This is a genomic window from Lysinibacillus sp. FSL K6-0057 (assembly GCF_038630885.1).
Lineage (GTDB): Bacteria > Bacillota > Bacilli > Bacillales_A > Planococcaceae > Lysinibacillus > Lysinibacillus fusiformis_F.
The window spans coordinates 3,981,896-4,005,145 of record NZ_CP152047.1; the positions used below are offsets into that span (position 1 = coordinate 3,981,896).

The window sequence follows — 23,250 nt, forward strand, 5'->3', positions numbered from 1 at the left end:
AATTCCCCTTATAACTTGTGATAATTTTTATTTTCAAACACAAAATTGGTATTACGTGTATCAAAAATTAAGGAAGCCTGTTGATCAATTAAAGAATAATCAATTTCTGAATGATTCGTTAAAATTAACACTGCATCTGCATGTTGGACTATTTCTCCTGTTAATGGAACTGTATTTAAAAGGGATTGTTGTACAGAGAATGTTTGAATAAACGGATCGATAATCTTTAGTTCACACTGACTATCTAATAACTGCTGGATAACACGAAGTGCTGGAGATTCACGTGGATCATTTATATTAGGCTTATACGTAACACCAATGACAACAATCGTTGCCTTACTTAGTTCTTTATTTTGTCTACGTAAGTAATTTTCTAATCGATTCACAACAAAGCTAGGCATTGAATCATTGACTTTGTCTGCTGCCTCAATTAATGTTGCAGAGATGCCATGCTGTTGCCCAGCCCATAATAAGTATTTAGGATCTACTGGAATACAATGTCCCCCTACTCCAGGTCCAGGTGTAAATGGCATAAATCCGTAAGGCTTTGTAGAAGCTGCTTGAATAACCTCCCAAACATCAATATCCATTTTATAACAAATCTGACTTAACTCATTGACAAGGGCAATATTAATTTGTCGAAACGTATTTTCCAGCAATTTCTCCATTTCAGCTACTCTCGGACTCGACACAGTATATATACTGGTATGAATGACTGTTTCATAAAAGACCTTTGATACTTCTAGACATGCTGCTGTTATTCCCCCAACCACTTTCGGTGTATTCGAAACGGAAAACTTGCTATTTCCTGGATCTATACGTTCTGGTGAATACGCTAAAAACAAATCCTGACCGATGACAAAGCCATTTTTTTGTAAAATGGGCTGAACAAATTCTTCTGTTGTCCCAGGGTAAGTTGTGCTTTCTAAAATAATGAGCGCATTGGTCTTAATATTTCTTCCGATGTCATGCGTTGCCTCTTTTATAAATGACATATTAGGCGTTCCATCTACTGCTGTAGGTGTAGGCACACAAATCACTACTACGTCAACTTGCGAAAGTTTGGAAAAATCATTAGTTGCTTCAAATCGACTACTTTTTATGATTCGCTGTAAATTTTCTTTAGGTAAATCAGCTATATAACTATCACCCTCCTGTATCTGTCTGATTTTATCTTGATTTTTATCAAACCCTATAACATGAAAACCACTTTGTACAATCTCAACAGCAAATGGCAGCCCCACATAACCAAGTCCAATAACCCCTATAGTCGCAGTTTTTGTTTTGATTTTATTCGATAAAGCTGAGCTTCGTGATTGCGTTTTTATTTTCATAAAAAATGACTCCTCTATCTAAAACAATTTTCAACTTCCAACGGATTTTAAAGATTTTTGAGCAATGATTTATTGATGGTAAGCGTTCTACAAAGTAATTGAGTATTTCTCATTATCATTTTGATCAAACTCCTTTCATTGCTACCGACTTCCTCATGATTTTTCAATGAAAACGATTAATCAAAAACCTTCAACAATTTGCTAACGTTTATATAGTACTAATTGAAACTAAACAATTTCTAAACATTTCAAAAATACATTATAAAACGCCTATTTTTCTCAAAATTCGACAATATTAGTGCAATAATTTACATTATATTTATCAATAAATTCATAACTACTAGTTCATGCTAAATAATAAATAAATGCAAAAAATCCCCTAAGTATCACCAATACTTAAGGGATTACATAAAAAGGTATGTGAGTCATATGACTCACATACCTTCGTATAGAATTTTTGTATAATGCGAAAAGACTTTCCTTTGCAGGCTACTTACTTGCTGCTAACGCTCTGTGCTGAGTCTTTCTATCCTACAGGAGTCAAGTAGCCATAGCCGTGTCCTTAGTGATTTCCTTTATTCGTGGGTTAATATTTCTCTTATCAAGGTATAGATAAGTACACTTGATAAAGGAGGTCCAGCAAAATGAAACCAGAAAATATTCAATTACTTGCGCCACTTTTTCAGATACTTGGGAAAAATGAAGTAAAAGAGGTGGGTAGATTATCGGGTTTTATTCAACGCGAGCGTTCGTTTAGTGCGGCACAATTTTTACACTTTCTGTTTTTGAAAAAGAGTGAGATTATCAGTGATTCGCTTGAAACGCTTTGTACGGACTTGGCGGAGCAGGATATATTTATGACGAAATCGGCTCTTAATAAACGCTTTGATGAACGGGCTGTTACTTTTTTGGAAACCATTTTTGGACGATTATTCAAAACGCAGCTTCAACTCGCCTTCCCCAAGCTAACGGGATACACATTTACTCGAATACGTATTTTAGATAGCACAACGATCAAATTGCCAGATGCCTATCAGGGAAATTTTCAGGGTGTCCATTGTTCGTCTGTTAAAGTGCAAGTGGAGTTTGATTATTTAACCCAACAGCTACTTTATTTTGATTTAATGAACGGACGTGATGCCGATAATCCAGCAGGAATGACGCGATTACCTTTGATTCAGGAGAGAGAACTGGTTCTACAGGATTTAGGCTATTTTCAATTCGATTTTTTTAAAAAGGTGCACGCAAAAGGTGCTTTCTATATCACAAAAACGAAAAAAGATACGCAATTGTTTGTCGAAGTAAGTCATCCACCTCGTCATCCAAATGGGAAATTGATTGAAAGTCGCCGTTACAAACAAATTCATTTAGAAGAAATCGCATTAGAAATGGTACGTGGCGAATACAAAGAGTGGTCCCAATTATTTGTAGGACGACACGAAAAAATGCCTGCACGTTGTATTCTCTATCGCCTCTCAGAGGAACAGGAAAAAGAGCTACACAAGCGGGAAAAAAGAAGACGTCAAAAGAAACAAGGGCAAGTCCATAAAAATGAAGTAGAACAAATACCTGGAGTGGTCATCTATTTAACAAATGTACCAGAGGATATGCCAGCAAGTGAAATTCATGAACTTTACCGATTACGCTGGCAAATCGAGCTCTTATTTAAAACATGGAAATCAGATTTAGAAGTCGATAAGATGAAGAAGGTGAAGATTGAACGATGGTTATGTCATTTCTATCTTCAAAGTATTGTGCTTTTATTGACTGAAATGATCATGGGAATGATGAGAAATGATCTGTGGGTGACAAGAAAACGGAGGATTAGTGAAAGAAAGACGGTCCGGTTGATTGCGAAACAAATAAATCGACTTTTAAAAAGTATGTGGCATTCGAAAAAACAGCTATATGTCTATTTCGATACGCTCACCCGAAACGTTTCGTCATTTTGCCTAAAGTGTAAAAAACGCAAAACTTCTTAAAAGTCGATGTAAACCCAATATTTGGATGGATAATTTGTATAGTTTATTTAGTGAGGCCATTTTTCCCTCACTCCTTGTGTAATACCCATTTTAAACAGAAGATAAACACACGAAAATCTGGCATAGGATGTCTGATATTTTCTTAAGGACACGGCTATGGGGTGGCGACTCCTGCGGGAAAATCGAGATCCTGGACTGAGGGAAGCGAGGGAAGCAGCTCGACCCCGCCCGCGGAAAGCATCCGCCCGTAGTGAAAATCAACGGCTTTATTATATTTCATTGTAAAAGAAAAAGACTGCAGGCAAACTCAAAATTCATTGAGTTTGTCTACAGTCTGGATAATTATTTAACTGGTACTACTGCACCTTTCCACTCTTCTAAAATGAAGTCTTGGATTTCTTTAGATGTTAATACTTCTAATAATTTTTTAATTTCAGGTTTTGTTTCATCACCTGCACGTACTGCGATGATGTTAACATATGGAGATTCTTTATCTTCAAGAGAAATCGCATCTTCGATTGGGTTTAGACCGTTATCGATGGCAAAGTTAGAGTTGATCAGTACTGCATCGCCTTCATCATTTTCGTACATTTGTACAAGCATTTCTGGTGCAGTATTTGCATCGAATTTAAAGTTTTTAGGATTTTCATCAATATCTTTTAATTCTGCTGCTGTTTTATCAATGCCTTCTTTTAATTTAATTAAGCCTTTAGCTTCTAATAATGACAGCATACGACCATGGTCAGATACTGAGTTAGAAAGTAAAATTGTTGCGCCCTCAGGTAGGTCTTCTAACGTTTTATATTTTTTTGAGTAAATACCGATTGGTTCAATATGAACGCCACCAGCATTGACAAAATCATAGCCATTGTCTTTGATTTGTAGTTCTAAGTAAGGAATGTGCTGGAAATAGTTTGCATCAATTTCTTTTGACTCTAAATCTTGGTTTGGTAGAACATAATCTGTATACGTTTCAATTTCAAGGTCGACGCCTTCTTTAGCTAAAATCGGTTTTGCTTTTTCTAAAATAACTGCGTGCGGTGTATTAGAAGCACCTACTTTTAATGTTACGTTTTCTTTACTATCTGTTTGATCGCCAGATGCTGATTTTTCGTCTTCTTTTTTATCTGTACCGCAAGCTGCTAATGCTAGTACAAGTATTGATAAAAATAATCCTGCTAATAACTTCTTCATTTATGACACTCCCTTTTATTTGTTTAAAATATGTTAGCGGTAAGAACCGGAATAACCTCAATTTTCTTTCTAGCGTTTATCAATTCTCTCAGTAAATAAATCACCAATCCATTGAATAATAAATACGACTACTAAGATCAAAATAGTTGCCATTAATGTCACATCTTGGCGATTTCGTTGGAAGCCGTCTAGGAACGCTAGGTTACCAAGACCACCTGCACCGATAATTCCAGCCATCGCAGTATAACCTACAAGGGCAACAGCCGTTACAGTGATACCAGAAATTAAAGCTGGTAATGATTCAGGGATCAATACTTTCCAAATAATTGTAGAAGTTTTTGCCCCCATTGAACGGGCTGCTTCTATAACACCTTTATCAATTTCGCGTAACGCAATTAATACCATACGAGCATAAAATGGTGCTGCACCGATAATTAATGCTGGCAACGCCGCATTAGCTCCTCGAATTGTACCAAGTAAAAACTTCGTAAATGGAATTAATAAAATAATTAATACGATAAATGGAATGGAGCGGAATATATTAACGAGTGATCCTGTTAAAAAGCTAACGATTTTATTTGCCCATAACTGATTGGGACTAGTTAAAAATAGAATGATACCAATGGCTAACCCAAGAATAAATGTCACAACTGTAGAAATAGCTGTCATATACAATGTTTCATATGTAGCTTGCCACATATTTTCCCAGTCTACATTCGGAAAGAGATTAGTTAGCATTTGCAATCACCTCCGTTTGTACTTCGACTGTATTTAAATAACGAAGGGCTTCAGCCACGTTTGTCTTCGAGCCATCAATTTGCACAATCAGTGTACCGTATGCACCATTTTTTGTTTGTGAAATATTACCATGAACAATACTTACCTCTACATCAAATTGTTTCACAAGATGTGAGATAACAGGTTGTTCTGTTTTTTCACCAACAAAAATCAGTTTGACAAGTTGTCCAGTTGGATAGTTTGCTTTGATTTGTGCCACCGTATCCTGTGTTTCCTTTGTGTCTGTAATTTGAGATACAAACTTTTTGGTAATGGCCGCTTGTGGTGCTTGGAAGACTTGTAATACCTCACCACGTTCCACAATTTCGCCTGCCTCCATCACCGCTACACGATGACAAATTTTGCGGATGACATGCATTTCGTGTGTAATCAGGACGATTGTTAAGCCTAAGCGTTCATTTATATCAACGAGTAAATCGAGAATGGCATCCGTCGTTTCAGGATCGAGTGCCGATGTCGCCTCATCACATAGTAAAACTTCTGGATTATTCGCTAATGCACGGGCAATCCCTACACGTTGCTTTTGTCCACCAGAAAGCTGGGATGGATATGCCTTATCACGTCCTTCTAGGCCTACAAGTGCAATTAATTCCTTTACACGTGCTTCACGTTGAGCCTTTGGAAAACCAGCGATTTCTAAAGGGAAAGCAATATTTTCAGCCACTGTTCTCGACCAAAGTAAATTGAAATGCTGGAAAATCATACTTACCTTTTGTCTAGCTGCTCGAAGCTTTTGCCCTTTTATCGATGAAAATTCTTGATTGTTCACCGTTACTGTTCCTGTTGTCGGTTTCTCTAAACCGTTTAATAAACGAATCATGGTACTTTTACCAGCGCCACTATAGCCGATAATGCCAAAAATTTCACCTTTATTGATGGTAAGGTTGACGTCTTTGACTGCCGTTAATTCGCCATTTGCTGTTTTGTATTTCTTTGTAATATTTTGAAGCTGGATCATAGCGAATACTCCTTTTCTCATATAGAAAACCCCTTCACTCACAGACAAGTAGAAGGGGTCACGTATTATACGTTAAACCGTTCTCTCATCTTTCAAAGAAAAATCTTTGGGTGATTTGGCACCTTTTCACATTGTGATGGTTGCCGGGCTTCATAGGGCACTTCCCTCCGCCACTCTTCATAAGAGTTCGATATATTTAATGTTTTAGTAATATATTTGATACTTTACCACGCTAGTAAAGTTCAGTCAATTGATTTTTTTAACAATTCATATAAAAATGGTACGGATTGAAAAGCATAAATCTTTTCTGTCACTTTTTCGCCATCACTGATGAGTAGACATGGAACACTTTCAATTTGATGCTCATAGGCTATGTGTTCCAAAAAATTGATATTCGCTTTGCCAATTTGTAGCTGTGGCAGTAATTGTTCAATAATGGACATCATTTTGGATGCCACTGCGCACGTTCCACACATTGGTGTATATAAATAAAATGCAGCTGTCTCTCCCGACTGTTGGGCCGCTGCCCACTGCTCTGTTGACCATTCTTCCATTTTTCACGCAACCTTACAAAATATATTCATTATGGATTGAGAAATGTGCACGCAGTAAAATCATTGCTAACACTTTTCTTGGTGTTGTCTCTACTTCCTTGTACGTTGGCATTGTACGAAGGTGCTCAGCTTCTGGATAATGTCTGTCCATTAATGCACGTAGCTTATCACCAGAAGTATCTGCATCAAAAAAAGTAAATAGCTCACAGCCCTCGTAGGGATCAAGTAGTTCTTCTAATTGATGCACACCAATTGTGCCGTTCGTACATAGTATTGTAACATTCTCATTTAAAATAGGCTCAATTTGTAGCTTATCTGAGCGTCCTTCTACTATCAAGCATTTTCCCTCGAACATTACGCCACCTCCATTTAGAGATCCCACTTATAAGTCATTATATAACAAAAAACGCCGGTAGTTTCCGACGTTTTTTGATTATGGCTTGTCTTATTCAGCGATCATTTCTTCGTATTGCTCTGCTGTCATTAGTTTCTCAATTTCTGATGCATCAGCAGGCTCAACAACGATCATCCATGCTTTTTCATATGGTGATTCATTAACGAATTCTGGGCTATCTTCTAAATCTGCATTTACTTCAACTACAGTACCTGAGATTGGTGCGTATAATTCAGAAACAGTTTTTACTGATTCTACGCTACCGAATGGATCATCTGTTTTGATTTCGTCGCCAACTTGTGGAAGCTCAACGAATACGATATCTCCTAATTCAGATTGTGCGAAGTGAGTAATACCAATACGTACTTTTCCATCTTCTACTTTTACCCATTCATGTTCTTCAGAGTATCGTAAGTCTTTAGGTGTGCTCATGCAAAAAACCCCTCCATAAATATGTAATATATTCACTTTCAGTTTGCCATACTTCTCCTATAAATACAAGGTTAAATACGTTATTTCCAAGCTTGCTCAAAATCTGCTTCTTTAAAACCTAAAGTAACTTTTTTTCCATCTGTGACGATGGGACGTTTAATTAACATACCGTCGGAAGCAAGTAGCTCAAGCTGTTCATCCTCAGTCATTTCCCCTAACTTGTCTTTTAAGCCAAGCTCACGATATTTCATACCAGAAGTATTAAAAAACTTCTTCAAAGGCTGTCCACTAGCTTGCCAAATAGCTGTTAATTCTTCCTTAGTTGGCGGTTGCTCTGCGATATGTACCTCTTCATAGGAAACCTCATGCTCATTTAACCACTTCTGTGCCTTTTTACATGTTGTACATTTCGGATAATGGAAAAATTGAATCGTCATTACAATGCTCCTCTTCTGTCTTTTTCTGTAGTATACCATCATCGTTGTTTTCAATGGTGAACTTCACTCTTTTTTGTAAGTTTATCCATCAGTTTCACATTTTTATCCGTCTCTTTTACGATTCTATCCACCAATTTTGCACTTCTATCCATCGCATATAAAAAACCTAGCTATCTTTTGCAGATAGCTAGGCTAGGTGTGCGCTATTAAACAATATATTTTTCAGCATCAATTAGTTTAACTGAAGCCTCACGCTTCTTCGCAATTAAATTGTATGGATTATTGCGCGTTAGCTTACGCAGTGCAGATAATGTCATACGGGCTGCATCGCCATCTGCTGAAGCAAGAATTGTATCTTTTGCTTCTTTTTCGATTTCTGCGAATGCTTCTTGGCAGAAGATTTGTGTGTATAGCAATTTTTGATGAGCTTTTTCAGCGCCGTCACGAGCAATTGCCTTTTCTGTACGTAAGACAGCTGATTCCATCGCAAATAATTGGTTAGCGATATTGGCAATGTTCACCAATACTTCTTGCTCTTGATCAAGTTTTGCGCCAAAGCGTTGTGCTGCTAAGCCTGCAGCTAATACCGCAATCTTCTTCGCATTTTTCACTAAATATTTTTCTTGCGCTAGCGGCTCTGTACCGATATCTTCTGGCATTAGCATGAGCAGCTCTTGCTGTAAACTTTGAGCAACTTGTAATAGAGGAAGCTCACCTTTTAGTGCCTTTTTCATAAATGTACCAGGTACTATCATGCGGTTAATTTCGTTTGTGCCTTCAAAAATTCGATTAATACGAGAATCACGGTAAATACGCTCTACCTCATACTCAGCCATAAAGCCATAACCGCCATGAAGTTGTACTGCTTCATCTGCAATATAGTCTAATGTTTCTGAACCGAATACTTTGGCAATCGAGCATTCAATAGCATATTCAGCAATTGCACCTGCAATCACTTTTCCTTGCTTTTGCTCTTCTAGGCTTAATTGGCTTAAGCGATCTTCAAATAGACCAACAGTACGATAGTTTAATGATTCTGAAGCATACAATTGAGAAGCCATTGTTGATAATTTCTCTTTTGTCAGATTGAAATCAGAAAGCTTTGTTTTAAATTGCTGACGTTGGTTTGTATACTGAATAGCTAACTCCAATGCACGTTTAGATCCACCAATTGTGCCCACGCCAAGTTTATAACGACCAATGTTTAAAATATTGAACGCAATGACATGACCACGACCAATTTCACCTAATAGATTTTCTACAGGTACTTCCGCATCTTCTAATACTAATGTACGAGTAGATGATGATTTAATCCCCATTTTCTTCTCTTCTGGGCCTACTGAAACACCAGTGTATGCTCGTTCTACGATAAATGCAGAAAATTTATCGCCATCAATTTTTGCGTAAACAACAAATACATCAGCAAAGCCTGCATTCGTAATCCATTGCTTTTCACCATTTAAAATATAATGTGTGCCAGCTTCATTTAATTTCGCAGTCGTTTTTGCACCTAAAGCATCAGAACCTGAGCCTGGCTCTGTTAATGCATAAGCAGCGATTAATTCACCTGAAGCAAGCTTAGGTAAATATTTTTTCTTTTGATCATCATTACCGAATAGAACAATTGGTAATGACCCAATACCAACATGGGCACCATGTGTGATAGAGAAACCACCTGCAACAGACATTTTTTCAGCGATTAAAGCTGAAGAAACTTTGTCTAATCCAAGCCCTTCGTATTCTTCAGGTACATCTGCTCCAAGTAAGCCTAATTCGCCTGCACTTTTTAGGAGACGCACTGAATGCTCAAATTCATGGTGCTCTAAATTTTCAACTACTGGTAAGACTTCATTTGCCACATATTCCTCTGTTGTTTTAGCAATCATTTTATGCTCGTCAGTGAAATCTTCCGGTGTAAATACACGATCTAATTCCACATCTTCAATAAGAAATCCGCCGCCTTTAATGAAATCAGTTGTTTTTTCAGTCATGATAAATTCCTCCCAATATATCGTTTTGTTAGTTGATTCCCCTAATGATCATGTATAGAAAAGCTTGATGTATACAATGTTCGGAGGCAACCGTAAACAGTACACCTCAAGCTGATCTAGCTAAAATTATAAAATTTCAAATACGCCAGCAGCGCCCATACCGCCACCAATACACATTGTCACGACGCCATATTTTTTACCTTGACGCTTTAATTCATGAATCAGCTTTAATGTTAAAATAGCTCCCGTTGCGCCTAGTGGATGACCTAATGCAATCGCTCCACCATTGACATTGACTTTATCTTGGTCGATGCCTAAATGACGTACAACCTCTAGTGACTGTGAAGCAAATGCTTCATTGATTTCCCATAAATCAATATCATCGATGGATAAACCTGCAATTTCCAATGCTTTTGGCACTGCCACGATAGGGCCGATGCCCATTACTTCAGGAGGTACACCACCAACTGCAAAGCCTAGGAATTTTGCCATTGGTGTCAGTCCCTGCTTGTCAGCTTCTTCACGATCCATTACTAGTACGGCTGCTGCACCATCAGAAGTTTGGGAGGCATTACCAGCTGTTACACTGCCTTTTACATGGAAAGCTGGACGCAGTTTTGCTAAACCTTCAACTGATGTACCTGGACGTACACCTTCATCCATACTAAATGTGAATTTTTTTACTTGTGGTTTATTGTTATCGTCTACGTAATGCTGTTCCACTTCGATTGGTACAATTTCATCATTGAATTTACCTTCTTTAATCGCCTTTTCAGCAAGCGCGTGTGAGCGAACAGCAAAAGCATCTTGATCTTCACGACTAACATTGTATTGACGAGCTACTTCCTCAGCTGTATGCCCCATGCCCATATAGTATTGTGGAGCCGTTTCCGCTAAAGTCGGATTTAAACGTGGTGTATTCCCCACCATCGGCACCATACTCATGGATTCTACACCACCAGCAAGAATGGCCTTTGAGTGTCCTAGCATGATTCGCTCTGCTGCATAGGCAATCGCCTGTAAACCTGATGAACAAAATCTATTAATCGTCAGGGCAGGCGTTGTATCTGGTAATCCAGCAAGTGCACCAATACTACGTGCCACATTCATCCCTTGCTCTGCTTCTGGCATCGCACAGCCTAAAATTAAATCATCAATCGGCCCTTCATAGCCTGCTCTTTTCAATGTTTCTTTGACTACGACAGCACCAAAATCATCTGGTCTTACTGTTGCTAAAGAACCTTTTTTTGCTTTTCCAATTGGAGTTCGTGCTCCTGCTACAATAACGGCTTCACGCATCGTATTAATCCCCCTTTGTTTCATGTGCAAGATTGATCTATTTCGTCAATTAGTTACGAAGTGGTTTACCTTTTAACAGCATGTGTTGCATTCTTTGCTGTGAAAGCGGATTAGCAACAAGGCTAAGGAATGCCTCACGCTCTAAGTTCAATAAATATTGTTCATCGACTAAAGTGCCATACGGAACCTTACCACCTGCAATAACATAGGCTAATTTTTTAGCAATTTTTAAATCATGTTCGCTAATAAAGCCTGACTCAAACATCCCTTGCGCACCGATGAGTAATGTTCCATAGCCTGATGCACCGACCACTGGCACTTTTGTTGGTACAGGTGGTTGATAGCCTGCTTCGTAAAGCGCTAATGCCGCCTGCTTCGCATCATATAATTGATGATCTGGATTAACTGAAATACCATCCGCAAAGTTTAGGAAATTATTTTCACGTGCTTCCTCACCAGATGTTGAAACCTTCGCCATCGCAATTGTTTCAAATACTTTATTAGCAATATGTTGATAGTCTACCTCTACGCCATTTGGTAAGCCCTTTAGGAATTTTTGATAGAGCGCTTTATTTCCGCCGCCGCCTGGAATTAACCCAACCCCAACTTCCACTAAGCCCATATATGTTTCCATCGTTGCTTGAATATGTGCAGCCGGTAAGCAAACCTCTGCCCCTCCACCTAATGTCATGGCAAACGGTGCTGCTACAACAGGCTTACGTGAATATTTAATTTTTTGCATAGCATCTTGGAATGCCTTAATTACGAAATCTAGTTCAAAAATATTATCATCCTGTGCTTCTACTAAAATCATTCCTAGATTTGCGCCAACACAGAAGTTTTTCCCCTGATTACCGATGACTAAGCCCTTATAGTTAGCCTCTACCTCATCTACCGCAAAGTTAATCATTTGAATAATATCTAGACCGATTGCATTGGATTGTGAATGGAACTCAAGTAATGCAATTCCATCCCCTAAATCTATTAAACTAGCACCTGTGTTTGATTTAATCACACCATGCTTTTTCTTATAACGTTTTAAATTAATCTCTTTTTCATTGACTGGTACTTTGACATATTGTGAACCATTATAATAAGCTAAGTCGCCATCTAATTCTGTATAGAATGTCTCAAAGCCATTTGCTAACATCTCTTTGATAAATGCAGGTACCTCTCGACCTTCAGCCTCCATTCTTGCTACGGAATCTTTTACGCCTATAGCATCCCAAATTTCAAACGGTCCTTGTTGCCAGCCGAAGCCCCATTTCATCGCATTATCGATGGCTACGATATCATCTGCAATCTCACCATGTAACTGTGCAGAATAAAGTAATGTAGGTGCAAAAATTCCCCATAATAGCTCACCTGTACGATCCTTCGCATAGGTTAATGCCTTAACTTTATTGGCCAATCCACGAGTTTGTTTCGCCATTTCAATAGAAGGTGTTTTTAATTTTTTCGCTGGACTATACGTTAAGGTTGTTGGATCGATTTCATGTATCTCTTTTCCTTGCTTTAAGAAGAAACCTTGACCCGATTTAGCACCTAGCCAACCGTTTGTGACCATTTTTTGTAAAAATTCAGGTACTGCAAATACTTGCTGCTCCTCACCTGTTGTTTGATCGTAAACATTTTTCGCTACATGAATGAATGTATCTAACCCCACTACATCTAGCGTACGGAAAGTTGCAGATTTTGGACGACCAATAAGCGGACCTGTTACAGAATCTACTTCACCAACAGAGTAACCACCTTTTAACATCTCCTGTAAGGTGATAAGTAAACCATATGTTCCGATGCGGTTGGCAATAAAGTTTGGTGTATCCTTTGCAAGTACAACACCTTTACCAAGCACATCTTCCCCAAACGTTTTCATGAAGCTAACTACTTCAGGTGCAGTTGTATTGGCAGGAATCACTTCTAATAATTTTAAATAGCGAGGTGGGTTGAAAAAGTGTGTGCCCAGAAAATGCTTTTGGAAATCATCTGAACGTCCCTCTGCCATCGCATTAATGCTAATACCAGATGTATTTGAACTAATGATTGTTCCTGGTGTACGAACAGCATCAATTTTTTCGTAAAGACTTTGTTTAATTGGTAAATTTTCTACAACAACTTCAATAATCCAATCTACATCTTTTAGTTTTCCTAGATCGTCTTCAAAGTTGCCAACCGTTAGTAGTGATAAATTTTTCTTAGAAGTAAGTGGTGCTGGCTTTTGCTTTAATAACTTTTGCAAAGCTCCATTTACAATACGATTTCTTACAGCTGGATGCGCTAAAGAAAGACCCTTTGCCTCTTCCTCTTGCGTCAGTTCCTTTGGTGCAATATCCAATAGTAATGTTGGTATACCGATATTTGCTAAATGTGCTGCAATTCCAGAGCCCATCACCCCAGAACCTAGAACAGCTGCTTTTTTAATGTTGTAAGTCACAAGCAATTCCCCCTTATTCTCCCATTGAATGAATAGCCATTCATTTTTTGGCCAAAAAAATATCAAGTGTACCTTAGTGAATTTTTTGTCCTTTTGTTGAATGAGATTCTCTCCACTCAACCAAGCACGACTAAGGTTTATCTTCGTTCCAAAACAACACTTCACAGTGAATGAAGATAAAACTACTTTTCTGTTTTTAGTGTAGATTATTTTGTCTAATTTAGCAATCTTTTTTCAAGAATTATTTTTGCAATATACATTTTTTTTTGTTTTTAGCGAGCTAAAAGCGGACAAGAAGTAGCGATCGAAACGGCCAAACAGAAAACTTTCAGATTGCAAGAAAAATGTGTAGAATGGAAAGCAAGGAGAGTGAATACTTAATGAAAACTATTACTACTGCAGAACAATTTAATGAACTAATCGCTGGCGACCAAAAGGTTTTAGTAAAATTTTATGCTGGCTGGTGCCCAGATTGCACACGTATGAATATGTTCATCGATCCAATCATTGAAGAGTACAACCAATATAACTGGTATGAGCTAAACCGTGACGAGCTTCCAGAAATCGCTGATAAGTACGATGTTATGGGAATTCCAAGCTTATTGATTTTCCAAAACGGTGAAAAACTTGCACACTTACATAGTGCAAATGCCAAAACACCACAGCAAGTAACAGAATTTTTATCTGCTCAGCAATAATGAATAGAGAGCTGCATTTCTTCGTGAAATGCAGCTCTTTTTGAAAGGAGCCTATTATGCGTCAACATTTGCCACTACGAGGAACCTCACAATATGAGGTTTCCATTGCACCAAGCTATCGCAATTCTGCCTGTGGACCTACTACGATTCACGTCATCTTAAACTTTTTAAACGAGTCAACGCCTTCCATTAATGAGCTGTATAAACTGCTTGGTGGCACAAAAATTGGCTTATTTAAATGGAGAATGATTCGTAACCTTCGTCGACTGCTACCAACCTGGGATATTCGAACTTGTTCATTAAAGGAAGCTCTACAGGAAATTGATGCAGGTCGCCCAGTTGCTATGCGTTTTGACCGCTATTTTAGCCTCCAGTGGCGAGATAAGAAATCAACCTTTTCCTATCATTGGGTACCACTTATTGGCTATGAGATAAAAAATGATGAGCTATGGTTAATATTCCATGATAATGGGGGGCCACATCGTGATAGCCAAATTCGTCAGGCTCTCTATAAGGACAACGAGAAGGTATTATCCTTTGTTAAATTGGCACCTCACGAGAGCAAATAACCATTAGCTAATTATTTGCTCTTTTTTAATGTGTCATTAATCACCTCTGCAAGAATATCAGCAGTTCGATAGGTTTCCTCTAGACTATTTTCTACACCACCAATATTTAACAACAAAGAATTTTCATGTATATCTTGATTATAGGTATTGGCGGTCCTCTCTCCCTTTTCGATAACTCCTCTCGATAGACCCGGATATCGCTGCTCTAATTGTTCATGAAGCTGTACAGCAAATTGCTTATTCTGCTCATAATTGATACTGATTTCCGAAACAATAAATTGAATTTTCGCATATGATTTGCCATTTATTTCGATCGTTGAATCACTTCTACTACTGGAATCTCGGTGAATGTCAAACACCATCTGAATACTTTCATTCTCTTCTAACGCTTTTTTTAAATAGTAACCGGAAAATGTATAGGCTTCTGGGTAATGCTTATTATATTTTTCTAAGACGCCAAAGATATCTGTATTATCATGAATGGCATTAATTTGCATATCATTTAATGCTTTACTTAATCTTTTCCCAACAAGCGTAACATTTTTCGTCTCACTCACTGCCGTCACCTTTTCCTTTTGTGCGTCAAGCTCAGGGAAATAAGATTCTCGATTATGTGTATGATAAATGTAAACTAAAGGCTTTGATAACGTTTGTGCAGATTGTCCAAATGTATGGTTGATCCCTTCTCTTTCAAGAATTAGCAAACAAAAAATGAAAATAGATACGAAAACTCCGCTTGAAATAATTGTCGTAAATCTGATAATTTTTCTTTTTTTCTCTAGGTCCCTCGCTTTCATTCGAAGCAACTTTTCTGTTGAGCTTTTGAACTCTTTTGATGGATACTGAGGGTACATTTCTTTTAGCTCATCCATTAATTCCTGCTCACTTCGCATTTGTCAAAGCCCCCTCTATTTCAATATTCAGTTTCTTTTTCAGAATTTTCAAGGCTCGATGGTAATCCACTTTGACTTTCGCCATACTACATTGTAAAACGGCTGCTGTTTCACTTACTGAAAATTCATTGATACCTCGGAGGATGACAACTGCTCGGAAATCAGGCTTTAATGTTGCAATAGCCTCATGAATTAATCTTTTCGTTTCTGTTATTTCAAATTCTTCATCAGGTTTCTTGTCACTCGATGATAACTGTTTAAAAAATCCCTCTTTAAACAGGGCCGTAAACCTCCTTTTTCGATAATGATCGATTGCTACATGTTTTGCTATTGATAAAATCCAAGTCTTTAAAGGATAGTTACTATTAAATTTCGGTAAGCTTTTCAAAACTCGAATAAATACTTCTTGTGTTAAATCCTCTGCATCATTTTGATTACCCATAAAATAAATCAAAAACCGATACACATCCAAATAATGCAAATTATAAATTTCTACTATTTTTGATTCTAAATTAGGCGAATCAAACAAGCTTTCCCCTCCTCCATGTATGGTCACTTATAATTCGTTTGAAAGTGAAAAAAGGTTACAAAAAATTTCAATAAAAAAAGCAGAGCATATTGCTATACTCTGCGATGATCAGCTAAATAAGGGTATACAAAGATCGGGCGTGCTTGGCAATTAGCGTGTAGCCACGTTCTTCTATTTCTTTAATAATATGTGGTTCATAGTTTGGTAACACAAGGCTCGTAAAATCGGCGTCAATTGGTACATTGGTTTGAATCGTTGCAAGCTCATGTGATAGCTGCAACATATCTAAATTATCTTGGATTTTTGTTCGTTGACCTGGCTTTAATTCACCAAGCGACTCTAGTATTTTGTCAATCGAGCCATATGTTTGAATAAGCGTTAACGCTTGTTTAGGGCCAATACCTTTCACACCTGGGTAGCCATCACTTGAATCACCCATAAAGGCTTTCACCTGTGCAAACTGTGAAGGTTCAATACAATATTCTTCTTTAAAGCGTGCATGTGTATAAATATCGTATTCTGTATAGCCCTTTTTCATAAACGCAATTTCTGTAGATGGTCTTAAAAGCTGAAGTAAATCCTTATCACCACTAATGACCGTAATGTCTGCCTCGTCCTGCCATTTCGTAATCATGGAGCCAATTAAATCATCTGCCTCCATGCCCTTCACTCCGAAATTCTGCCAGCCAATTTGCTGTGATAAATTTTTCGCCATATCAAATTGTGGCAGCATTTCCTCTGGTGGGGCTGGGCGATTTGCTTTATAACCATCAAATAAATCATTGCGGAATGTATGTGCTCCCATATCCCAGCAAACAGCCATATGTGTAGGCTTCATGATTGATTGTGCTGTTAGAACATGTCGCACAAATCCTTGGGCTCCATTCGTTGGTGTTCCATCTGCCAAGCGAATAAAATGCCCCATGGCAGCCGAAGCGAAAAAAGAACGGAATAACAGTGCCATACCGTCAACAATCAATAATTTTGGTTTTGTTGTCATGAATAATTTCCTCTCTATTACAATACAAAGTTTGTATCTATTTAGTGTTGTCTACTTAAACATTATAGCAAACTTTCAATAATCAGCATTGTTAATACTCGGAAATACACTTACTCTACAACGTAACCTTCCCTTTTTTCGAGATACGATTGCGATGATCTAGTTGAATGCCAGTTAACCATTGTAAAAATGCCGTCACACCAATCTTAACGGTTTCTGGACGCAGTATGCCTTCTTTAGGATCAGCATAAACAAAATCAATATGACGAACACCCTCATTTTCACCAATAAGCTTAAGGATATCAAACAATTCATAAGCCGTTAAACCACCAGGTGAAGCTGCAGGAACATCACATGCAAATACAATATCAAGTGCATCTAAATCCACTGACACATAAATGCGATCTACTTCATACATAAGCTGACGCAGCATTTCACGTATTGTGAGCTGAATACCATCTCGTCGCATCTGCTTTAACGTAATCATATGAATGCCTTGTTCTTTAGCATAATGAATCATTTCTGGTGAATTGAAAAATCCATGCAAACCAACATTATAGACATGTCTCCCCTCTACAACCCCTGCGGCAATTAACTGATGAATTGGAGAATCTTGCGCTAAACCAATCTCCTCTTGGTTCCTTGCATCTAAATGCGTATCAATCTGAATAATGCCAATGCGATCCTGTGGGAAGGCGTTTTTTATCCCTTTTATGGAGTGCGCGGTAATAGTATGATCTCCACCAATCAAACAAGTAAAGCTTCTTTGAAAAGCTATACTTAAATTTTCCGCAGCAGCCTCGATGGCAGACTCCGAAAGCATTCTATCTTGTTCTAGAATTGCCACGTCCCCTAAATCCACAACCGAAAGAGCGCGTAAATTCACCTGCTCATCTAAATTATACGATTGAAAACCTGGCCAAGCCTTACGAAAGGCTGTTGGGTATTGTGCTTTTGACGACGCACCATTGGCATACGATAAAAGGGCGCCATATACAACAATATCCACCTCATTTGGATTCGGATTTGTCTGCTGCTTTATCCACTGATGCATCGCTGATCCATTTTCCTGCTTCCATTGGCATTCTGACTGTATAAACATATTCATCTACCACCTTCTTTTCATTCAAGTTAAATTGACCTAAATCAATTGTTGCTCCCCTATAAATGTCCTAACATATTTCCTCTATAGTAATAGTACCATTCGTACAATGATTTTCGTCAAAGTTTTTCTTTTTTCCTCTTTTCTTGGAAATTTTCTTTTGATCCAACAAAAAAAGCAAACTTGAAATCAGTTTGCTCAGAAATTACATATATCTTTTATTAGGAGATTGTGGCTTTTCTCCACTTTTGGAGTGGGATTCAACCTGCTTTGATCACTTTGACACTCTTTATGAGCGAGTTTCACCTTGCTTTGATCACTTTGACACTCTTTATGAGCGGGATCCAACCTGCTTTGATCACTTCAACACTCTTTATGAGCGGGATCCACCCTTTTGTGATCACTTTGACACCTTTTATGAGCAGGGTTCAACCTACTTTGATCACTTCAACACTCTTTATGAGCGGCATTCAACCTGCTTTGATCACTTTGACACTCTTTATGAGCGGCTTCCATCCATCTGTGATCACTTCAACACTCTTTATGAGCGAGTTTCACCTTGCTTTGATCACTTTGACACCTTTTATGAGCGGGGTTCAACCTGCTTTGATCACCTTGACACTCTTTATGAGCGAGTTTCACCCTGCTTTGATCACTTTGACACCTTTTATGAGCGGGGTTCAACCTGCTTTGATCACTTTGACTCCCTTTTTGAGCGGCATTCACCTTGCTTTGATCACTTTGACACCCTTTATGAGCGGCATTCAACCTGCTTTGATCACTTTGACGCTCTTTATGAGCGAGGTTCAACCTGCTTTGATCACTTCGACACCCTTTATGAGCGAGTTTCACCTTGCTTTGATCACTTCGACACTCTTTATGAGCAGCTTCCACCCTTCTGTGATCACTTCGACACCCTTTTTGAGCGGGGTTCACCTTGCTTTGATCACTTTGACACTCTTTATGAGCGGGATCCACCCTTCTGTGATCACTTCGACACTCTTTATGAGCAGCTCCAACCTGCTTTGATCACTTCAACACTCTTTATGAGCGGCTTCCACCTTGCTTTGATCACTTCAACACTCTTTATGAGCAGCTTCCACCATTCTGTGATCACTTCGAAACTCTTTATGAGCAGCTTCTACTCTTTTACGAGCACTTAGCTCAGCTCTTTGACCAGAAATCACCCTTTATCAAGCAGGAAACTCCACCATTTCAACATCTCGCCTCTTTATTAGAACCTCTCGAATTGACTACTTCTGCTGTTTCGAAAGGTTTTCGCAAAGTTCTGCTACCTCATACATGGAATAGCTTTGAAAATCATACTGGCTACGCAATTCTTCAAAATAACGTAATAGTTCTTCTAGCATCGCCAAATTTTTTTCAATATGCTTACCAAAATTATGAGGGTGCCACCATAAATGATAAAAAGCTTGTGCCTGTGCAGCCTTGAGCATGCCTTCCTTTATTCGCTTTATTTTTAAACTTTCGAATGCACGCAATGGACTACAATATGGCCTTAAAAAAGCACTTGATCGAATATTAATCAGTTGCTCCTCTTGCATTTCCTCCAGTGTGGCTATATGATGGCCAGTTATATTCCAATAGCTATCTAGCCACTTCTTTGCACCTAAAAGTCTTCCCTTTTTCGTAAACTTTTGAGCGTCATATAATGCATGATTTTCTGTACCTCTATAGCAAACATAGCCCGCTTCTAGACAAGCTGTTAAATAGTCTTTGTTTACTTGATTACGAGGAAAAACAATGGACTTCATAGGCGTAGTATAACCTTCACTGATTGTTTTGGTTGCGTGTAAATCTGCGCAAAAGGCAGCTTCTGTTTGGCCCTTTTCCAAGCAATAAAAATGAGAAAATGTATGACTTCCTATTTCCTGATGTGGTGTACGTTTAATTTCCTCAATTAAAGATTTACCAAAATGCAGGAGGTCCTCTTGTTCATTTTCGCCCACCTTTGCAAGCTGTGTATGTGCTGCAAAGCGCATGTTTTCATATTTCACAGGGACACCTCGTAAATAATGAGCCATTTCTGCCTTCGATTCAGCAAACAATAATCCGACGGTTGCCCAAGTTGCATGGATGTCATATTGGTCAAATAGTGCTAGTATCCTGGGCAAGGCTTTACGTACACCATATAGGTTTTTATTGTATTGTCCATAACGAAATACATCATGGACACCCCAATTCAGCTCAAAATCTAATGAAATAACGAGACCCCCACCATTCATGTTGCTACTTCCTCCATTTTTGCACACCTAGTAATAGTGCACGTATTTTTGATTGGATAATGTAGCCTGAGTAAACATGAACAATCTGGCCACCAAAGCACAATTTAAAGGCTCGTACATTTCGATTGTCCGTTAACTCGCCCATATCATATAAAACAAAACCGTGCTCCTTTAGGTGTAGCAGGTTATGCCAAATTAAAAAACGATTTGCATAACGGATCGGTCGTTTTAATTGAGCAGGCATAGCGGATGCATGACATGTTGCCTCGTAAAAGGACATCGCTTTTTTTTCATGCACAATATCTAGTCGATAACACAGTGTTTGTCCGCAAATACTTTGGATCTCAGATAATAATAATGCGCCCTGTTCATTGAGGAGCAGGATGATTTCCATTTGCGACTTACCGATTGTTTCAATCTTTTTTCTTTTGGCAAATTGATTGTAAAATTGCTGAAAGGCTCGCAAGTTTTCTATGGATGGCTCTTTATATAAAATGACTTGATAAAATTCCTTTTGGGCACGTCGTAGGATTTTGCGATTTCCTTCAGAAAGCGCTAAATACAATGAAAGCTCGTGTTCTTGCAAATCAATGTGAATTGTTTCTCTTTTCACAAGTTTCCGACTAGGTACTAGTGAATGCGTATAGCCTACAACTTTCATGGACTTTCGAACATTGGCTGGCTTTTCGAGAAAATAAAAATGATGCATTGCGATATTCCATCGCTTACTTTTAATGGACAGAATGTACATCGCCCCCACTCTCTGTATATTTTTCTACATGGTGTCGCTCAAAACGAGCGATTTTATAATGTTTCATTCGAGAAATAGGTTTATAGCCTAGCTGTACTAAGCGCTTCCGCTTGCGCCATTGCCAAAAACTTACCGTTACCCACAGTGTTTGTGATGGATTTATTTTTCGGAAGAAAGCTGTAATAATATCGATTTGCTTGAAAACATCATAGGCTAAAAAATAGGTTTGCTTTGGTAAGGCTTCTACAATTTGCATTGAATCTACACGCCAATTTGTGGCATGCAATGCAAACGCTGGCTTATTCGTTTCCGCAAAGGAGTCTTTATAGATCGTATAGCCCTTATAAAAGAGAGCCATGACTTCTTCCTGATCAAGCAGCATCGCTTCCTGAATCGACATTTTTTCAAATAAGTTTCCAACAGGCTGCTGTGGTGATATGTCCTCTGATGGGGATAATTCATACAGCTCCACTTGTTTCAAACGAATAAATTTTTCTACGAATTGTTGTCCATATTCTAGCCAATCTTTTACCTTTCCATACTTTACTAAATAACGTAAATGACCTAGTGTGTTACGCTTCCACTCTACGACTCTTTGGTTCCCTTTCACATATTCCTTGAGTCGTTGCTTTAACGATAAAAAACCTGCCAGTAGATTTGTACGTTTCGTACCGCTGCTAGCAAGCATCTGTCTTGTAAAATCAATGTCCGAGCGCCAGTCAAATTTATATGGCTCGTAGCCTATGCTCATATCAAATAAGCGATAGTTAGCAGCAAACGTTCGCTGAATGGTTTCCTGATTGACTATCCGTCCAGCACCAAATAAATTAAATGTTGGTTCATGTGCAAGTGCATACGTTACATAGCGGCCTCGACAGCAAAGTCCATAGGTGAAAGCAATCCACTGGTTTTCAAAGACAAGTGCATCGACCTCTACCTGTAATGCCTCACCTTTAAGCATCGTTAAACGCTCAAAAAAATCTCTTTTCTTCCCCTTTGTAAAGCCACTTGTATCCAGCTTTTTTGCCCATCGCCGATCAAATAACCGAAACATTTGCCAAAGCTCGTCTTGTGAAGGCACACGTCTTGCTAAGGAGCCTAAATTTCTTAGTTTTCGTTCCCGTCGATCAACGCCATGCATTTTGCGACGTTGATTGAAATGGTGCTGAAAATCTATTTCTGAAAAAGCGAGATAAGGTGTCACAATACGGAAAATACTTGTACGTAATTGTCTTTCTACAAAGTATTGCTCTAGGGTTTTAGTAGACTGTTTACTTTCTAATAAACCATGCAAGGAAAAAATAATATGCCGATGCTTTTTAATAAGCTCATCGAATACAAAGGTTGTTACTTGCTGTAACCATTCCTTTTTAGTCACAATCCCTGTATAATTGGCGATGTTTTCTCCTGCAAAAGCATACACTCTAATCCCCCACCGAATTGACACTGTAAAGGGGAAAAAAGCCATAATCGTCCCCTCATGTTCAATGGCATAAAGCTCTACACGCTCTTTCCGTCCTACAATTTGCCACCAATTATAAAACCAAGCAAATTCTATAAATGGATTATCATTGTCCTCTTCTTCTAAAATGGCATCCCAAATTTCCTTGTACCACATAAGCTCATCATCAGTTCTAATGCGAATTAATTGCAAT

General features: G+C 38.4%; 22 protein-coding genes and 1 riboswitch. Of the genes, 4 read left to right on the forward strand and 18 right to left on the reverse strand.

The features are described from left to right. Nucleotides 1–8: 8 nt before the first annotated feature. Complete coding sequence (locus MHB40_RS19845; protein ID WP_342533245.1) at nt 9–1,334, reverse strand: nucleotide sugar dehydrogenase; 1,326 nt, start codon at nt 1,332–1,334, stop codon at nt 9–11. 644 nt (nt 1,335–1,978) lie between these two features. Between MHB40_RS19845 and MHB40_RS19850 the strand changes: the two genes are divergently transcribed. Beyond that, the gene (locus tag MHB40_RS19850) at nt 1,979–3,316 is read left to right on the forward strand and encodes an IS4 family transposase (protein ID WP_342440973.1); all 1,338 of its coding nucleotides are present in this window, start codon (nt 1,979–1,981) and stop codon (nt 3,314–3,316) included. 342 nt (nt 3,317–3,658) lie between these two features. On the opposite strand, the gene MHB40_RS19855 is transcribed toward MHB40_RS19850, so the two are convergent. The 10 genes from MHB40_RS19855 to MHB40_RS19900 all read right to left on the reverse strand — a co-directional run bounded on the left by MHB40_RS19855 (nt 3,659) and on the right by MHB40_RS19900 (nt 13,807). Then, nucleotides 3,659–4,510: a MetQ/NlpA family ABC transporter substrate-binding protein gene (locus MHB40_RS19855; RefSeq protein WP_205445292.1), complete on the reverse strand. Its 852-nt coding sequence runs from the start codon at nt 4,508–4,510 to the stop codon at nt 3,659–3,661. A gap of 69 nt (nt 4,511–4,579) precedes the next feature. After that, a complete protein-coding gene (locus MHB40_RS19860; protein WP_342533246.1) occupies nt 4,580–5,248 on the reverse strand; it encodes a methionine ABC transporter permease in 669 nt (222 codons plus the stop codon). Continuing rightward, nucleotides 5,238–6,266 carry a methionine ABC transporter ATP-binding protein gene (locus tag MHB40_RS19865; protein WP_342534804.1) on the reverse strand — a complete coding sequence of 343 codons (1,029 nt, stop codon included), beginning with the start codon at nt 6,264–6,266 and terminating at the stop codon, nt 5,238–5,240. Before MHB40_RS19865 ends, MHB40_RS19860 begins: the two co-directional genes overlap by 11 nt. Before the next feature lie 82 nt (nt 6,267–6,348). Further along, nucleotides 6,349–6,452, reverse strand: a riboswitch (SAM riboswitch). Nucleotides 6,453–6,508: 56 nt separating this feature from the next. Next, complete coding sequence (locus MHB40_RS19870; RefSeq protein WP_205445295.1) at nt 6,509–6,820, reverse strand: thioredoxin family protein; 312 nt, start codon at nt 6,818–6,820, stop codon at nt 6,509–6,511. Nucleotides 6,821–6,833: 13 nt separating this feature from the next. Continuing rightward, entirely contained in the window at nt 6,834–7,175 is a 342-nt protein-coding gene (locus MHB40_RS19875) for a hypothetical protein (RefSeq protein ID WP_004228229.1), read from the reverse strand. Between the two features lie 90 nt (nt 7,176–7,265). Continuing rightward, the gene (gene gcvH / locus MHB40_RS19880) at nt 7,266–7,646 is read right to left on the reverse strand and encodes a glycine cleavage system protein GcvH (protein WP_205445297.1); all 381 of its coding nucleotides are present in this window, start codon (nt 7,644–7,646) and stop codon (nt 7,266–7,268) included. An 80-nt stretch (nt 7,647–7,726) separates the two neighbouring features. After that, the gene (locus MHB40_RS19885) at nt 7,727–8,083 is read right to left on the reverse strand and encodes an arsenate reductase family protein (protein WP_342533247.1); all 357 of its coding nucleotides are present in this window, start codon (nt 8,081–8,083) and stop codon (nt 7,727–7,729) included. A gap of 206 nt (nt 8,084–8,289) precedes the next feature. Further along, nucleotides 8,290–10,074, reverse strand: coding sequence for an acyl-CoA dehydrogenase family protein (locus tag MHB40_RS19890; RefSeq protein WP_342533248.1), 1,785 nt, complete (start codon nt 10,072–10,074; stop codon nt 8,290–8,292). A gap of 126 nt (nt 10,075–10,200) precedes the next feature. Further along, entirely contained in the window at nt 10,201–11,373 is a 1,173-nt protein-coding gene (locus tag MHB40_RS19895; protein WP_205445302.1) for an acetyl-CoA C-acetyltransferase, read from the reverse strand. Nucleotides 11,374–11,422: 49 nt separating this feature from the next. Then, the gene (locus MHB40_RS19900; protein WP_342533249.1) at nt 11,423–13,807 is read right to left on the reverse strand and encodes a 3-hydroxyacyl-CoA dehydrogenase/enoyl-CoA hydratase family protein; all 2,385 of its coding nucleotides are present in this window, start codon (nt 13,805–13,807) and stop codon (nt 11,423–11,425) included. 353 nt (nt 13,808–14,160) lie between these two features. On the opposite strand from MHB40_RS19900, the gene MHB40_RS19905 reads away from it, so the two are divergent. Together MHB40_RS19905 and MHB40_RS19910 are read left to right on the forward strand one after the other, a co-directional pair. After that, complete coding sequence (locus tag MHB40_RS19905) at nt 14,161–14,505, forward strand: thioredoxin family protein (RefSeq protein WP_342533250.1); 345 nt, start codon at nt 14,161–14,163, stop codon at nt 14,503–14,505. Nucleotides 14,506–14,561: 56 nt separating this feature from the next. Continuing rightward, entirely contained in the window at nt 14,562–15,074 is a 513-nt protein-coding gene (locus tag MHB40_RS19910; protein ID WP_342533251.1) for a C39 family peptidase, read from the forward strand. Between the two features lie 11 nt (nt 15,075–15,085). Here the strand turns inward: MHB40_RS19910 and MHB40_RS19915 are convergent, their stop codons facing one another. The 4 genes from MHB40_RS19915 to MHB40_RS19930 form a co-directional block, all read right to left on the reverse strand. Further along, nucleotides 15,086–15,967 carry a stage II sporulation protein P gene (locus MHB40_RS19915; protein ID WP_342533252.1) on the reverse strand — a complete coding sequence of 294 codons (882 nt, stop codon included), beginning with the start codon at nt 15,965–15,967 and terminating at the stop codon, nt 15,086–15,088. After that, the gene (locus MHB40_RS19920) at nt 15,957–16,496 is read right to left on the reverse strand and encodes an RNA polymerase sigma factor (protein WP_342533253.1); all 540 of its coding nucleotides are present in this window, start codon (nt 16,494–16,496) and stop codon (nt 15,957–15,959) included. The genes MHB40_RS19915 and MHB40_RS19920 overlap by 11 nt, the downstream gene beginning before the upstream one ends. 112 nt (nt 16,497–16,608) lie before the next feature. Next, on the reverse strand, nt 16,609–17,496 hold the full coding sequence (locus MHB40_RS19925; protein ID WP_342533254.1) for a 5'-3' exonuclease: 888 nt from the start codon (nt 17,494–17,496) through the stop codon (nt 16,609–16,611). Nucleotides 17,497–17,611: 115 nt separating this feature from the next. Next, nucleotides 17,612–18,598 carry an agmatinase family protein gene (locus MHB40_RS19930; RefSeq protein WP_342441433.1) on the reverse strand — a complete coding sequence of 329 codons (987 nt, stop codon included), beginning with the start codon at nt 18,596–18,598 and terminating at the stop codon, nt 17,612–17,614. Between the two features lie 291 nt (nt 18,599–18,889). Here MHB40_RS19930 and MHB40_RS19935 point away from each other — a divergent pair, with 291 nt between their 5' ends. Beyond that, the gene (locus MHB40_RS19935) at nt 18,890–19,627 is read left to right on the forward strand and encodes a hypothetical protein (protein WP_342533255.1); all 738 of its coding nucleotides are present in this window, start codon (nt 18,890–18,892) and stop codon (nt 19,625–19,627) included. 224 nt (nt 19,628–19,851) lie between these two features. Here MHB40_RS19935 and MHB40_RS19940 read toward each other — a convergent pair whose 3' ends face one another. From MHB40_RS19940 to MHB40_RS19950, 3 genes are read right to left on the reverse strand one after another with little or no spacing between them, the layout of a single operon-like run. Beyond that, nucleotides 19,852–20,844 carry a polysaccharide deacetylase family protein gene (locus tag MHB40_RS19940; protein ID WP_342533256.1) on the reverse strand — a complete coding sequence of 331 codons (993 nt, stop codon included), beginning with the start codon at nt 20,842–20,844 and terminating at the stop codon, nt 19,852–19,854. 4 nt (nt 20,845–20,848) lie between these two features. Further along, complete coding sequence (locus tag MHB40_RS19945) at nt 20,849–21,595, reverse strand: hypothetical protein (RefSeq protein WP_342533257.1); 747 nt, start codon at nt 21,593–21,595, stop codon at nt 20,849–20,851. Next, nucleotides 21,576–23,249 carry a GNAT family N-acetyltransferase gene (locus MHB40_RS19950; protein WP_342533258.1) on the reverse strand — a complete coding sequence of 558 codons (1,674 nt, stop codon included), beginning with the start codon at nt 23,247–23,249 and terminating at the stop codon, nt 21,576–21,578. The genes MHB40_RS19945 and MHB40_RS19950 overlap by 20 nt, the downstream gene beginning before the upstream one ends. Nucleotide 23,250 lies beyond the last annotated feature (1 nt).